Annotated in this window: 11 protein-coding genes; 3 read left to right on the forward strand and 8 right to left on the reverse strand. The window is 36.1% G+C overall.

Annotated features, from left to right (window positions below; all coding sequences use genetic code 11):
* Nucleotides 1–896: 896 nt before the first annotated feature.
* The 8 genes from CKK03_RS10760 to CKK03_RS10795 form a co-directional block, all read right to left on the reverse strand.
* Entirely contained in the window at nucleotides 897–2,318 is a 1,422-nt protein-coding gene (locus CKK03_RS10760; RefSeq protein ID WP_099362576.1) for an aldehyde dehydrogenase family protein, read from the reverse strand.
* A gap of 35 nt (nucleotides 2,319–2,353) precedes the next feature.
* Nucleotides 2,354–3,121, reverse strand: a complete 768-nt coding sequence (locus CKK03_RS10765; RefSeq protein ID WP_099362577.1) for a sulfite exporter TauE/SafE family protein — start codon at nucleotides 3,119–3,121, stop codon at nucleotides 2,354–2,356.
* Nucleotides 3,122–3,149: 28 nt separating this feature from the next.
* Nucleotides 3,150–4,568 carry an aldehyde dehydrogenase family protein gene (locus CKK03_RS10770; protein ID WP_099362578.1) on the reverse strand — a complete coding sequence of 473 codons (1,419 nt, stop codon included), beginning with the start codon at nucleotides 4,566–4,568 and terminating at the stop codon, nucleotides 3,150–3,152.
* Nucleotides 4,569–4,703: 135 nt separating this feature from the next.
* Entirely contained in the window at nucleotides 4,704–6,161 is a 1,458-nt protein-coding gene (locus tag CKK03_RS10775) for a CoA-acylating methylmalonate-semialdehyde dehydrogenase (protein ID WP_099362579.1), read from the reverse strand.
* A gap of 30 nt (nucleotides 6,162–6,191) precedes the next feature.
* On the reverse strand, nucleotides 6,192–7,910 hold the full coding sequence (locus tag CKK03_RS10780; RefSeq protein WP_099362580.1) for a thiamine pyrophosphate-binding protein: 1,719 nt from the start codon (nucleotides 7,908–7,910) through the stop codon (nucleotides 6,192–6,194).
* A gap of 53 nt (nucleotides 7,911–7,963) precedes the next feature.
* A complete protein-coding gene (locus CKK03_RS10785; RefSeq protein WP_099362581.1) occupies nucleotides 7,964–8,995 on the reverse strand; it encodes a zinc-dependent alcohol dehydrogenase in 1,032 nt (343 codons plus the stop codon).
* Nucleotides 8,996–9,034: 39 nt separating this feature from the next.
* The gene (locus CKK03_RS10790) at nucleotides 9,035–9,799 is read right to left on the reverse strand and encodes an SDR family NAD(P)-dependent oxidoreductase (RefSeq protein WP_099362582.1); all 765 of its coding nucleotides are present in this window, start codon (nucleotides 9,797–9,799) and stop codon (nucleotides 9,035–9,037) included.
* Between the two features lie 259 nt (nucleotides 9,800–10,058).
* Nucleotides 10,059–10,943 (reverse strand): LysR family transcriptional regulator, encoded by an 885-nt coding sequence (locus tag CKK03_RS10795; RefSeq protein WP_099362583.1) that lies wholly within the window; start codon nucleotides 10,941–10,943, stop codon nucleotides 10,059–10,061.
* A gap of 511 nt (nucleotides 10,944–11,454) precedes the next feature.
* On the opposite strand from CKK03_RS10795, the gene CKK03_RS10800 reads away from it, so the two are divergent.
* From CKK03_RS10800 to CKK03_RS10810, 3 genes are read left to right on the forward strand one after another with little or no spacing between them, the layout of a single operon-like run.
* The gene (locus tag CKK03_RS10800) at nucleotides 11,455–12,483 is read left to right on the forward strand and encodes a tripartite tricarboxylate transporter substrate binding protein (RefSeq protein ID WP_245864090.1); all 1,029 of its coding nucleotides are present in this window, start codon (nucleotides 11,455–11,457) and stop codon (nucleotides 12,481–12,483) included.
* 50 nt (nucleotides 12,484–12,533) lie between these two features.
* Nucleotides 12,534–12,980 carry a tripartite tricarboxylate transporter TctB family protein gene (locus tag CKK03_RS10805; protein ID WP_099362585.1) on the forward strand — a complete coding sequence of 149 codons (447 nt, stop codon included), beginning with the start codon at nucleotides 12,534–12,536 and terminating at the stop codon, nucleotides 12,978–12,980.
* A 14-nt stretch (nucleotides 12,981–12,994) separates the two neighbouring features.
* Complete coding sequence (locus CKK03_RS10810) at nucleotides 12,995–14,542, forward strand: tripartite tricarboxylate transporter permease (protein WP_099362586.1); 1,548 nt, start codon at nucleotides 12,995–12,997, stop codon at nucleotides 14,540–14,542.
* Nucleotides 14,543–14,552 lie beyond the last annotated feature (10 nt).

The raw sequence follows: 14,552 nt of genomic DNA on the forward strand, positions 1-14,552 counted from the left end.
ATTTTATTGTTTGTGATCTGGACTTGCGTTTAAGAATGGTATTTCTGATATTCGCGTTACTTCGGATCGGGGCTGTTTGCCGATTTAGTAATCAATGGTCTCAACCTATTTATTTTGTGGTTCTAATCTGAACTCACCACGATTATTGGGACGTTCCTATTGGTTCACATGCTTCTCCTGTCGGAATCAACCTTCTTTTTGGACTCTGCCTTGGTTTTTCACATGCCTTCTGTCAAAATCAACCCTTCATTAGGACTCTACCTTAGTTTTTTCTCATGACTTCTGTCGGAATCAACCATCTATTTTGACTCTGACTTAGCTTTTCTGGTGACTGCTGTCAAAATCAACCCTTCATTCGGACTAAGCCTTTGGTTTTTCTCAGGCTTCGGTCAGAATTAACCTTCTATTTTGACTCTGACTTGGTTTTTTTCATGCATTCTGTCAAAATCACCCCTTCATTTTGACTATGCCTTTGGTTTTTCTCAGGCATCCTGTCAGAATCTCCCCTTCATTCGGACTAAGCTTTTGTTTTTTTCAGGCCATCTGTCGGAATCAACCTTCTTTTTGGACTCTACCTTTGGTTTTTTCTGGTGACTCCTGTCAGAATCGCCTCTTCATTCGGACAACTATCTGTTCCTTTTAATTCTTTTTGTCCAAATCATGCATAATACTAAAAATCACTTCACTCGTACAAAAAAGGATGCGTCATCGCATCCTTTTTTGTTGATTAACATATTCAAACCTTTTTCAATTTCTTGTAGAACTTGCTCGTCCTTCTTTTATAGACAGACAGTTATTAAGCTACCTCTAGTAAATTTAATCTAATCTCCATTTCAAGAAAATAATCTTAAAGAAAAAGGAAACAAGATGATGCACTTGTTTCCTTTTCATTATGTTTACATTTGGTTCCACACAACTAGTTTCATTTCAGTCATTTCTTCAATCGTATATTTCAACCCTTCGCGGGCGTTTCCACTTTCTTTTACACCGCCATACGGCATTTGATCTACTCTATAAGTTGGAACATCATTAATCATAACTCCTCCAACCTGAAGTTTCTTAGAAGCTTCCATCGCAGTTTGAATGTCGTTTGTAAAAATTCCAGCCTGTAATCCAAACCTAGAATCATTTATTAAATTAATTCCTTCGTCTATACTTTTAATACAATTAATTGTAACAATAGGTGCAAATACTTCTTGGCAGGATACCTTGGAGTGAGCTTGGGCATTCGCGATAGCCGTCGGCAGTAGGATATTTTCGTTTATTTGGCCACCTGTGATTATCTTACCGCCCTCTTCTACTGCTTCGTCAATCCAGACTTTTGCTCTTTCTAAATCTTTTCCAGAAATAAGTGCTGAAATATCGGTACTTTCCTCTATTGGATTTCCTAAAATAAGCTTTTCAGTTTCCTCTTTAAATTTATTTATAAATGCATTAAAAATATTTTCATGAACGTATATTCTTTGAAGTGATATACAAACTTGCCCTTGGTTAGAGAAAGCACCAACTACACATTTTGGAATAATCTTATCTAAATCTACACCATCATCTATGACCAGTCCTGAATTTGAACCTAGCTCCAATGCGACTCTCTTTAGCCCAGCCTTATTTTTAATACCGATGCCTACTTCAGGGCTTCCAGTAAAAGTTACCATACTGACTTTTTCACTAGTTACTAACCGATCACCTACTATACGCCCACTTCCAGACACTACATTTACAGTACCTTTTGGAAGTCCAGCCTCTTCTAATAATTCGGCAAGAAAAAATGCAGACAACGGCGTTTGTGAAGCAGGCTTTAAAACCACTGTATTTCCTGCTGCAATCGCAGGCCCTACTTTGTGAGCAACCAAATTCATTGGAAAATTAAATGGAGTAATTGCAGCCACAACGCCAATTGGCTCTCTGAGAGTATAACCTAACTTATTTGCACCATTTTTTGCTGCATCTAAAGGAATCATTTCTCCATGGATCCGTTTAGCTTCTTCAGCTGCAAACTTATATGTTTCAATTGTTCTATCCACTTCGCTCAGTGAAAACTTTATTGGCTTGGCAGACTCTATAGAAATGATTTTAGCTGCTTTTAATCTGTTTTTTCTTAATAAAATAACTAAGTTCTCTAATATCTCGGCCTTTTCAAACGCTGTTAAACTTGCCATTATTCCTCTATTGTTATAGGCAGAGTCAATAGCTGCATCCACTTGTTCATTGGATGCTTGTGGTATCTCTGCAATTTTCTCACCTGAGAAAGGTGAATATAAATCTGCATATTCATTTGATTCAATCCACTCGCCATTTATATATAATTTTTCTTTCATTAAATACACCTCTTTTATCTTCACGTTCTTAATTTCTAGAACAATAGCATTATTCCAATAATAAAAATCATCGAATGAACAACTGTAAAAAATGACTTTTCTGATATTTTAGAATGAACCCATTTTCCAACTAAAGCACCAACATAAATAAAAGGAATATATAATGCTACTAATAAAAAGTTTTGTATGTTCAGGATACCTAAGATTAAATAAAGAATAATTTTGATCGAATCCATTATCGCTAACATGATAACAATATTAGCAGCAAATGCATTTTTATTTATTGATCGATCATTCAAAAAGAGGACAATTAGTGGAAGGCCTCCGGAATTAGCAGTTGATCCTACTAACCCTGATAATAATGCCCCTAAATGATATTTAAATCCTATTTTCTTAGTTATAACAGATGTACTATCTTGTTTTTCTTCAACTTCCTTTTCACTCATTATTTTTTTACGAGATATCAAGAGGAAGAATCCCATTATTATTGCAATAATTCCTATAGTTGGTTTCAATATTTGATCATTTACATAAGCGAGTACCAAACTACCTAATAATGTACCAATTATGGCCATTGGTAACATTTTTTTTATGAGATTCCACTCTATCGATTTCCTATGTGTTCTTGCCCCAGTAAAATTACTAAACCAGAGAATTGGTGCCAGCAGGGTAACAGCTGTTGCTGATGGTACAAATAATGTTAAGATTGGGTTTAATACAATACCGGCTCCAAACCCAAAGCCTACTTTTGCAAGTCCACTTATCATTGCAAATAGTATTAAAACCCCTATTAATATGTCCATCTATTTTTTCTCCTTCTGCATGATGAATTTATCTAGTTCGAACATAAACTGTTTTCCACTCTGTATAAAACTTAATTGCATGAGTACCTAATTCACGGAAACCGCCAATACCAGTTGATTTAATACCACCAAATGGCATATGCGGCTCACTGTAGGTAGAAGGTAAATTAATGTGCACAAGTCCTGACTCAATTTCATCTGCATACTTCATCGCAGCTGATATATCTTTTGTGTAAATAGTCGAAGATAAACCGTATTCAATATCGTTTGCTTGTTTCAAACATTCATCGAGGTCTGAAAACTTAATGATCGCTAATACTGGGCCAAATATTTCTTCCCTTGCTATAGTCATATCTTGTGTAACATTATCAAATAATTTTGGTTTAATATAATAGCCTTGTTTTACCCACTCTTCAGATGGCTCATCATCACCATAAATTAAAGTTGACCCTTCAGCCAGAGCCTTATTAATATAATGCCAACTATTTTCGTATTGTCCTTTATCTACAACAGGACCAATAATTGATGATTCTTCCGTAGGAGGTCCCAGCTTTACAGAATCTAAAACTTTCAACATTTGCTCTTTAAATGATTCATAGATCGTATTATGGACAAAAATTCGACTAGTCGCAGTGCAACGTTGTCCTGCATCTAATAATCCACCTGCTACGATATCTTTACATGCTAGTTCTAAATCGGCATCAGGCATGATAATAAACGGGTTTTTCCCTCCCATTTCCGCCTGAAAACGAATACCTCTAGTTGATAATAGTTTATTAATAGTCTTTCCTGTTTTATTTGAGCCAGTGAATGTAACTGCTTTAATATTTTCGTTTTCTGCAAATATGTCGCCAACTAATGGACCGTCGGCTGGAATCATGGCTACAAGATTTTGAGGGAATCCCACTTCTTCAAATAAAGAGACAAGCTTTTGAGAGATTAGTAGCGATTGGTTAGCAGGCTTCCACACCACACTATTACCTGCAATTAGTGCTGGAGCAATTTTCCAAACAGGAATGGCAAGTGGGACATTCCATGGAGTTATGACGCCTACTACCCCTAAAGGTTGTTGTTTCGTATACGCAAAGACTCCTTCTTGTCTAGAAGGAATCGTTTCCCCTGTCATCCGAAACCCTTCCCCGGCAAAAAAACGCAGTATAGTGACTGTTCTATGAACCTCAGCAATTCCGTCCCTTAAACATTTACCAACCTCTTCAGTTAGTAGCCTTCCCCATTCTTCGGCCTCTTTCTCTAATTTATCTGCCATTTTTAAAAGCATTTCCCCTCTTACTGGAGCGGGGGTTTTCTTCCATTCTTTTTGAGCTTCAACTGCAGAAAGTATTTTTTCTTCAACTTCTTGACGATTCATCATTTCGAACTCTGCAATCATTTCTTCAGTTGCTGGATTAATTGAAACATATTTATTTTTCTCTAAAATGTCTTTCATTTTATCATCCCCCAGTAAAATTTCAGTGCATAAATATGGATGTAAGCGACCTATTATTTGATAAGAAATAGTAGGTCGCTTACTAGTAGAAAAACAGTTTTAAAATAAGATTTATAAATTGGTTTATTTCATCTGTTATTGATATCTTGCTGTTAACATTTTCTTTCTAGTATAAAACTCAACACCATCTGTTCCATTTGCATGAAGGTCCCCGTAAAAAGAATCTTTCCAACCAGAGAATGGGAAGAATGCCATTGGGGCAGGGACGCCTACATTAACTCCTAACATTCCAGAGTCGATTGTTTCACGGAACTTACGTATTGAACTTGCGTTTTTTGTGTAGATACAGGCACCATTTGCAAATTTTGAACTATTTGCAACTTCAATCGCCTCTTCTAATGACTTTACGCGTACTACGGATAAAACAGGTGCAAAAATTTCATCCTGCCATATTTTCATATCTCTTGTTACTTTATCGAAGATAGTCGGACCGACAAAGTAGCCGTCACCTTTTACTGCAGCATCCTTTCTACCATCACGAATTAGATCTGCACCTTCTTTGATACCTGATTCAATATATCCAAGAGTTCGTTTTTTATGTTCATCACGAATAACTGGACCTAAAAATACATTTTCTTCCAATCCATTCCCTATCGTAATATCATTAGCTTGATTATATAGTTCCTTAATCAAATCATCTGCCACGTCCTCCTGAACAGTAACAACAGAGGCCGCCATACAGCGCTCACCTGCTGAACCAAATGCTGCACTTGAAATTTGAGCTGCTGCATCTTGAATGTCTGCATCATTTAATACGATAGAGTGATTTTTAGCGCCAGCTAATGCTTGAACACGCTTCAAGTTTTCAGTTCCTTTTTTATACACATACTCTGCTACAGGCTGTGACCCTACAAACGAAATAGCCTTAACCAGTTTATGCTCTAAAAGTCCATTAACGACATCATGAGCACCATGTACGATGTTCAAAACCCCTTTTGGTAAACCAGCTTCCTCAAATAGCTCAGCAAGTCGATTTGCTAATAAAGGAGTTCGTTCAGATGGCTTTAATACAAATGTATTACCGCACACGATTGCTAACGGAAACATCCAACAAGGTACCATCATTGGGAAATTAAATGGTGTAATACCACCAACCACTCCAATTGGATAACGATACATGCCAGACTCCATATTAGTAGCGATATCTGGTAGTTGTTTTCCCATCATTAATGTAGGAGCACCTGCTGCAAATTCGACACACTCAATTCCACGCAAGACCTCACCATGGGATTCTGTATAACTTTTTCCATTTTCCATCGTTATTAATCTAGCAAGTTCATCCCAATTTTCTACCAATAATTGTTGATATCTAAAAAGAATACGTGCTCTTTTTGGTACAGAAACCTGTGACCATGATTTAAAAGTTTCGTTAGCCACCTGAACAGCTTTATCCACATCTTCTTTTGTAGAAAGCGGTACTTCTGCGATTATTTCTCCGGTTGCTGGATTATATACTGGCTGTTTAATAGTAGTAGAGCTTTCAATCCATTCCCCACCGATATAGTTAAACAATGTTTCTGATTGAACTAGCATGAATTTCTCTCTCCTTTTGGCAAGCCTATATTAATAAGCTAGGGTAGTAAATTCACCTTGTTTTTTCTGATTCATAGCCTGACGATAAGGCATTGTTGGTGATTGCCACTCATCAGTATATACATTAATAACGCTAGGTCTGCTAGCTTCAAGTTCCCGTTTTAGAATAGGGCCTAAATCTTGAATGTTACTTACGTTTTCTCCAACCATTCCAAACCCTTCAGCAATTGTTCCAAACTCAAAAGTTCCTAGCTCAACGGATTGGTTATGACCTGCTAAATTCAGTTGTTGCGTCCATTTAGACCAAGATAAAACTGAGTTGTTAAAGACAACATTGATAATAGGTAAATTTAATTGTTGTAAAGTCGCTAGTTCACCTACGTTGTAACTAAATGCACCATCACCACTTATAGCAATAATACGTGCACCTGGTTTTGCCATTGCTGCACCAAGAGCAAATGGTAAAGAAGACCCTAATCCTGCCGCTCCACGAGGAAGAATAATATTGCGTCCTTTTCTATTTAATTCTACAAATCCTCCAGCCCATCCACTTGAAAAACCAGCATCACAGGTAATAATATCGTTTTCTCCTAATTGGTCTACAATGGCTTGAATAGCGGCTTGAGGCCAAATAGGAGTATTCTTACTATAGTTCTCACTGTTACGTACTTGTAACCACTTCTCTTTCTCAGTTTTAACTACATTCAACCATTCACTTGAGGTTGCAAATTGATGGTTCTCTAACTCAACTAGAATTTGTCTTAGAGTTTCACGAGCATCTCCCCATAAAGCAATATCTGCGTTGATTATCCGTCCAAACTCAGCAGGATCTATATCGATGTGAATTAGTTTCTGATCTTCTCTTGGCCAACTCCAACGATACGAGCTATTTTGGGAATGTTTATATCCAATTGCAAGAATGACATCAGCTTGATCAGCTACCACTTTTGCACAAGGACTACCTAATTCACCTAATACACCAAGACATAAGTCATTTGTTTCAGGTACACTTCCCTTACCAGTTAAGGTTGTTACGACAGGAATTTTATAGTCATCTGATAATTGATTAAGTTCCTCGTATGCTTGAGAAAGTTGTACCCCTCCGCCTGCAAGAATAATAGGTTTCTTTGCTGTTGAAAGTAAACGAACTGCTTTAGCAACCTCAGATTCAGGTGCAGAACATCTAAATTTAGGAAAATGACTCGTTCCTGATAACGGTTCCAATTCTGTTGTCGCTAAGAAAACATCTTGAGGAATTTGTACAACTACTGGTCCAGGACGACCTGTAACTGCTGTATGAATAGCAGCAGAGACAACTTTAGAAAGCATCTCAATACTAGGAACATTAAATGTTTCTTTAGCAAATGGTTTTAACATATCAAGTTGGTTTCCACCTTGGCTAATACGTCCATATTGGTGCAATAATACAGAGTTTTGCGGATGATCACTTACAATTACTAAAACCGGAACTGAGCTATTATACGCTTCCATTAGTCCGGAAGGAAATTTAGTAGCACCTGGACCTACAGTAGCGTCACAAACACCAATGCGACCCGAAACTCTAGAAAATGCATCAGCAGCAAATCCTGCAGTTGTTTCATCCCTAATCAAAGTATGAGTAATTTTATCTTCACGTTGTGATAAAGCATCATAAAAAGCATTTGCCTGTCCTCCTGGCATTCCAAAAACATGTGTTACACCGTGATTAATAAGTGTATCGACTAAAACATAACCTCCGTGACGTTGCATAACAATTCCTCCTATAAGTTCGTATTATTTTTATAAATTAATATTTTGATAACCTATAACTTGAATAGCACCTTTACTTGCTCTTTGTTTTTAAAGACTTCAAATGCTTCTTTCCACTGCTCTAACTCATAAAATTCGTCAAATAGAAGTGAAAAATCAACTTTACCTTCCTTTACGATACGCAGTGAATTTTCCCAATCTTGTTTGGTATGTCCAATACTTCCAGTAACTAGAATTTCTTTATAAGCTATTTTCATAAAATCAATCGTTACCGGTGTACTTCTTGTACCTATCTGCACATACTGTCCAGCTCTTCTACATAACTCTAACCCTTGATTTACACCACCTGCGGTACCAGTACACTCAATTACTATATTAGGTCCTTGACCATCAGATAAAGCTAAAAGCGGATCATCAGACCCATTATTTAGTTCGTTAGAGACAACAACCAAATCAGCTCCCAACTTTTTAGCTAATCTGAGTCGCTTTCGATCATCTTCTAACCCAGATACGACTACTGTTGCACCATAAGCTTTACAAAGAAGCACTGCCATAAGTCCAATAGGACCTGGACCAATTATAAGGACAGCATCAGACGGCTTAATTGTAACCGCATTCATAGCGTGGACTACTACAGTAAATGGCTCTGTTAGCGCAGCAGTTGCCAAATCAATTTCTTTAGGAAGTACATGAATTTGATTTTTATGGACTTTTACAAATTCAGCAAAAACACCATCATGATCGAAACCAATTCTTGTTTTTTCCTTACATAAATTTTCTCTTCCCTTTATACAAAGCTCACACGCTCCACATGATGAGTAAATCGTTCGAGCAACTACATTTGTTCCAATTGTCAAATCACTTACTCCTGGTCCAAGTTTTACAATTTGACCACTAAATTCATGTCCCAGTACTAATGGATTTTTATATGAATGATAATGACCATCATATATTTTCATATCTGTCCCACAAATACCTGCATAATGGACTTTAATGAGCACTTCATCATGGCCAGGTACTGGTTTTGCTAATTCTTGTAGCAATACATCTTCAGCATCAAAGCTTTGTTTCATTAATGCCTTCATTAACTACTCCTCCAATACTGTATAGAGAATGCCAGATTGTTACATCATCAATCGTCCACCATTAATATCAATTACAGATCCAGTAATGTAACTTGATTGAGTTGTTACTAAAAATAGAATAGTATTTGCTACTTCTTCAGGAGTACCTAAACGTCTCAATGGGATATTATTTATTACTTGTCTATTTACTTCTTCCGGAACGTCCTTAACCATAGGCGTGTCTATTCGACCAGGAGCAACCGCATTTACATAAATTCCACTTGGTCCTAATTCACCTGCCATTTGACGTGTAAGAGAGATAAGACCTGCTTTACTAACAGCGTAATGTGCTCCCGTAATAGAACTATAAGACCTACCAGCTTGGGAAGAAATATTTACAATGTGCCCACTTCCATTCTTCAACATTAATCGTGCTGCAGCCTGTGAGCAGTAAAAGGATCCATTTAAGTTAATATTAATTACTTTATGCCATTCCTCAGTTGACATTTGTTCCACTGGTACTCTTCCATTTTCCCCTTTAGGAGATATACCAGCTCCATTTACCAGAATATCCAATCGACCAAATTTATCCTTAATAATAGCTTCTACATGTTCTACAGCACTTTGATTTGACACATCTAACTGTAGTGGTACAACCTCAACACCATATTTATATAATTTCTCTGATAGTTCCTGCGCCTTTTCAAGATTTACATCTGTTATCACTAGGTGACTTCCTTCTTTAGCTAAGGCCTCACAGATTGCGCTTCCTATACTCCCTGTAGCTCCTGTTATCCAACTAACAGAATTATCTAAAACTCTCATCTCTTCAATGCTCCCTCTCCAATCAACGTTTTTGAATTTTTTGATTATTAACTATTGATTAAAAGTTTAAATAATAGTTATCTATATGTAAAATATCAATATTATATGATATCCATATGTACTGCATATCTTTACTTATATAACATCATAATGAAAAACATCCCCATAGCTATGGAGATGTTAGAAGTTTCTTACTCAGTTCGCAGAGTCGCAAATGGAGAAAATACCTTGAAATAACTAAATTGGTTTAAAAGTTGAGTTACTTAATCATGCAGTATTTGTTTATTAGGTTTTTTAAGTTGATTATTACAGGGTTTGTCTCATTTTTTCTCCAAATCACGGCAGTAGGAATATAAATGTCTGACTCCCCGAATGGTAAAACTTTCAATCCCTCCTCAACTTGATAAACAGCTGAATGCGGTGCCAACCCTACCCCTGGACCAGTTTTCACCAATTTTAGCAGTGTAGAGCTTGTTTCTGTATGTGCTATTATATTTGGCTTTGTCTTAGTTTCCTCTAATCTCTGAACAATTTGAGTAAATGCACTATGAGTAGTACTGGCTCGTATCAAAATCAGCGGTCTTTCCTTTAAATCCTTTGGTAATATTTTTTCTTTTTCAGCTAATGGATCATCTTTACGAACAACAACACGAATTGGATCATTTCCAAGAATAGAATAATTAAGTTCAAGATGATGTATCGGTAATCGTGCGATTCCTATATGGGCTTCTCCACTTAATACTAATGATGCTACTGCATTTGAATTTCCTTCTTTAATTGAAAAGTGCATATTAAGGTCATCTTTCCATATATTTGCCAACGCAACACTTAAGCTAGCAGAAAAACTCGACATGATAGCCACCGTAATGTTGCCCATCATTAGATTTTGAGGATCTGATACATAGTTAAGAACTTCGTCATATTGACGAAGTAAAGGGCTGATTTTTTGTAGAAGAAGTTTACCTTCCTCTGTAAGAACAACTCCCTTTTTATGTCTTTCAAATAACTTTACTCCCATTTCGTTTTCCATGCTTTGAATCTGTTGACTAAGTGGTGGTTGAGACATATTTAATTCTGCAGCAGCTTTTGTGATGTTACCAAACCTTGCCACGGCCTCAAAATATTTAAAGTTTCTAAAATCCACTTTACTCCCTACCTTTCTTCTAATATTTATGAATCTTCTCTTTTCAAACTGATTTTATTTATTTGAACAAATTCAGAATCTACTACTAAATAACCATATGATATTTTTAATATTTTTCTTTTATCATATGCCTAGGATATGTCATCAATATTAGTTTCATATTGTACATTTGTAAAGTTGTTTATTATTATTAAATTACAAGATTTAGAATTGTCGACGAATTCTAATTAATATATTTATAGTTTTTTATTAATGATGAAAATGTATAATAGAAAAATGTACAGATTTTTGAAAGTTCTTTAATACACATTCAGAAATTATTTCAACATTAAAATTTAAACGCTTACATTGTTAAAGGTCTGAAAGGAGGACTTTATCCTAAGCATTTATTTAATTAGTGGGAATTTTCACTTATAATTTAAGTAATTTCTTGGTAAGTTATCTTGATTATTTTGGTGGGTGTAGTTCATTTTTAAAGTGAAAAATAAGGAGAGTGGAAGTATTGAAGAAAATGAAATTTAATAACCTTCTTTTAGTATTAGCTTTAATATCTATTATTTTAGTTGGTTGTAGTTCAAATAAGAATCAGGCTCAGGGATCTTCGTCAAAAGATACAAAACTTGATTATCCTACTAAATCAATTAACTTCATTGTTCCTTTCGCAGCTGGTGGAAGTACTGATACAGTTGCTAGAGGGATTGCTGAAACTGCACCTAACATTATTGGTCAATCCATGGTCGTTGTTAACCGTCCAGGTGCAAGTGGAACCATTGGAACCGCCGAAGGGGCAAAAGCAAAACCAGATGGATATACGATTAATCTAGTTACTGGTACTTCCCTTGCAATGCAACCCTTATTAAAAGATCTTAATTATACTATTGATGATTTTAAATTCATTTCTAGTGTTGTTTACAATCCATTACTATTAGTAGTAGATGGTAATAGTCCATATGACTCCATTCAAGACCTCATTGGTCACGCAAAAGCAAATGATCAAACCCTTAAAGTTGGTCATCCAGGTGTTGGTACAGTTAATGATATTGCTCATGCAGCCTTTTTTAATAGCACAGGTATAAAGACTTCAAATATTCCATTCAAAGCTAATAACGAATCAATTGCTGCAATTATTGGTGGCCATATTGATATTGCTGCAGTTCACCCCATGGAATCGTCAGAATATCTTAGAGATGGAAAATTAAAAGCCCTTGGTATTTTTACACCAGAAAGACTAGATTTATTTCCAGATGTTCCGACAATTGGCGAAGAATTAACAAAGGCTGGTATTGATTCACCATATAACAATTATGACTTTTCTGCCTGGTACTACTTAGCAGTGCCAAAAGAAACTCCAGACGAAGTCGTTAATTTTCTCAGAGAAAACATGAAGTCTGTTTTAGAAGATGAATCTTTTAAGAAAAATGCTGACAATCTAAAAATGACCATTCGCTTAATTGAAGGTGAGGAAATTACTAACCAATTAAAAGAAATGGAGAAAACGAACGAAACTATGATTAAGGATTTTGGAATCGGTAAGGAATAATATTTTTTAACTAAAGACTTAGGAATATTTAGAGTTAGTAGGTGGTGTATTTGGAAAAGAAATTAGTAACAAATATTTTTAACGGTATTCTATTCTTAATTTGCGTAAGCTATTTAATTATTTCTTTCAGTATGTCTATAGGTAAGCCTGATAACCCTGGCCCCGGATTTGTACCTATTACTATTGGTGTTATGGGTACCCTTTTAGCTTTAGGTTTATTAATAAAAGACATAATTAGTAAGTACGATGTTAAAATTGAGGATTTCACTAAACCAGGTGTTTTACGATTTAGTGGGTTTGTCGTTTCAATCCTTCTATTTTTATTAACTTATAATCTATTAGGGGTACCTGTACTGTTTTTATTAGTTCTTAGCCTTGCCAAAATTATAGGCTATAAAGGCTGGATATTCCCCATTCTATTCGCTGGAGTTTTCACATCAATTGTATACTTTTTATTTAGTTTACTACAAATCCCATTCCCTGCTGGGATCTTTTAGGGGGTGAATGTTCAATGGACGCATTTTCAAATTTAGCTGCTGGGTTACAATCCGCCCTATCATTAGAATTGTTATTAATCTGCTTTTTAGGGGTTTTGGTTGGACAAATCACAGGAGTACTTCCAGGAATCGGTCCAACCGGAGCTATGGCGCTTCTATTGCCATTAAGTTTTGGAATGGATCCAGGTGCGGGTCTAATTATGCTGGCAGGTATTTATTACGGTTCAATGTATGGTGGTGCTATTACTTCAATCCTTGTAAACTTACCAGGTGAAGCTGCTTCTTTAGTTACAACGCTTGACGGCTATAAAATGGCTAGAAAAGGTAGGGCAGGAGCGGCTTTATCTATAGCGGCAATTGGCTCTTGGGTTGCTGGTACCCTAGCCATCGTAGGACTTATGTTTTTTGCGCCGATATTAGCAAATGCCGCGCTTGCTTTTGGCCCTCCTGAATTTTTTGCTCTAGGTTTATTTGGACTAATCGTACTAAGTAACTTAACTGGTGGTTCGTTCGGAAAATCTTTTATGATGGTCATAGTTGGATTAATGTTGAGTACTGTAGGAGTTGATTTGGTTACTGGTGAAGATCGATTTACATTTGGTTCACTGGAACTATCAAAGGGTATAGACTTAGTACCGGTCGTTATGGGATTATTTGGTCTAGCGGAAATATTCAACGTTGCACTTAACCCCTATCAAAATAACGATATGATCAAAATAAAAGCTAGAGACATGTATCCTAATAAGAAAGAAACCCGGAGATCGGTATGGCCTATTTTAAGAGGTACATTCGTTGGATTTCCTATGGGACTACTACCTGGTCCTGCTGGGTTTATGTCTACATTAATTTCTTATAGATTAGAAAAAAAAATGTCTCGTCACCCCGAGGAGTTTGGTAAAGGGGCGATAGAAGGAGTTGCTGGTCCAGAATCCGCTAATAATGCTGCATCAACGAGTGCAATGATTCCATTTTTAGCATTGGGCTTCCCATTTTCTCCACCAACAGCGTTATTACTAGGAGGATTATTAGTACATGGGATTACTCCTGGTCCAATGTTTATCACTGAACATGGTGATTTATTTTGGTTAGTTGTAGCAAGTATGTACATTGGTAATGTAATGTTACTAATTCTTAACCTACCTTTAGTAGGCGCATTTGCTTCTTTAACAAAGGTACCAGTGAAAATACTTATTCCTATTATCACAGGTATAATGTTTATTGGAGCATATAGCATTAACAATAGCATATTTGATTTATGGATTATGTTTATTTTCGGATTAATCGGTTTTGTCATGAAGTACTGCGACTATGATCCTGCACCGTTAGTTGTCGGTCTAGTATTAGGAACCATCTTTGAAGAGGGACTTCGTCAAGGCCTTATTATGGTCGAAGGTAACCCCCTACTGTTCTTTGAAAGGCCAGTAGCTGCTACATTACTAGGTATATCAATAATTATTGTCTTATGGAAAATAGTACAGAGTTTACTACCGAATCGAAATACTACTGTTAATAATAATCAAACACAACAAGAAGAGAAAGATATTAATATTAAGTCCTCATAAGCTCAAAACT

Origin of the sequence: Fredinandcohnia onubensis (genome assembly GCF_002734215.1) — a bacterium.
Taxonomy (GTDB): domain Bacteria; phylum Bacillota; class Bacilli; order Bacillales; family Bacillaceae_L; genus Ferdinandcohnia; species Ferdinandcohnia onubensis.

Bases quoted from the DNA above. Each gene is read 5' to 3' on its own strand.
- CKK03_RS10760 (WP_099362576.1), bottom strand. From the start codon at position 2,318: ATGAAAGAAAAATTATATATAAATGGCGAGTGGATTGAATCAAATGAA.
- CKK03_RS10765 (WP_099362577.1), bottom strand. From the start codon at position 3,121: ATGGACATATTAATAGGGGTTTTAATACTATTTGCAATGATAAGTGGA.
- CKK03_RS10770 (WP_099362578.1), bottom strand. From the start codon at position 4,568: ATGAAAGACATTTTAGAGAAAAATAAATATGTTTCAATTAATCCAGCA.
- CKK03_RS10775 (WP_099362579.1), bottom strand. From the start codon at position 6,161: ATGCTAGTTCAATCAGAAACATTGTTTAACTATATCGGTGGGGAATGG.
- CKK03_RS10780 (WP_099362580.1), bottom strand. From the start codon at position 7,910: ATGCAACGTCACGGAGGTTATGTTTTAGTCGATACACTTATTAATCAC.
- CKK03_RS10785 (WP_099362581.1), bottom strand. From the start codon at position 8,995: ATGAAGGCATTAATGAAACAAAGCTTTGATGCTGAAGATGTATTGCTA.
- CKK03_RS10790 (WP_099362582.1), bottom strand. From the start codon at position 9,799: ATGAGAGTTTTAGATAATTCTGTTAGTTGGATAACAGGAGCTACAGGG.
- CKK03_RS10800 (WP_245864090.1), top strand. From the start codon at position 11,455: ATGAAATTTAATAACCTTCTTTTAGTATTAGCTTTAATATCTATTATT.
- CKK03_RS10810 (WP_099362586.1), top strand. From the start codon at position 12,995: ATGGACGCATTTTCAAATTTAGCTGCTGGGTTACAATCCGCCCTATCA.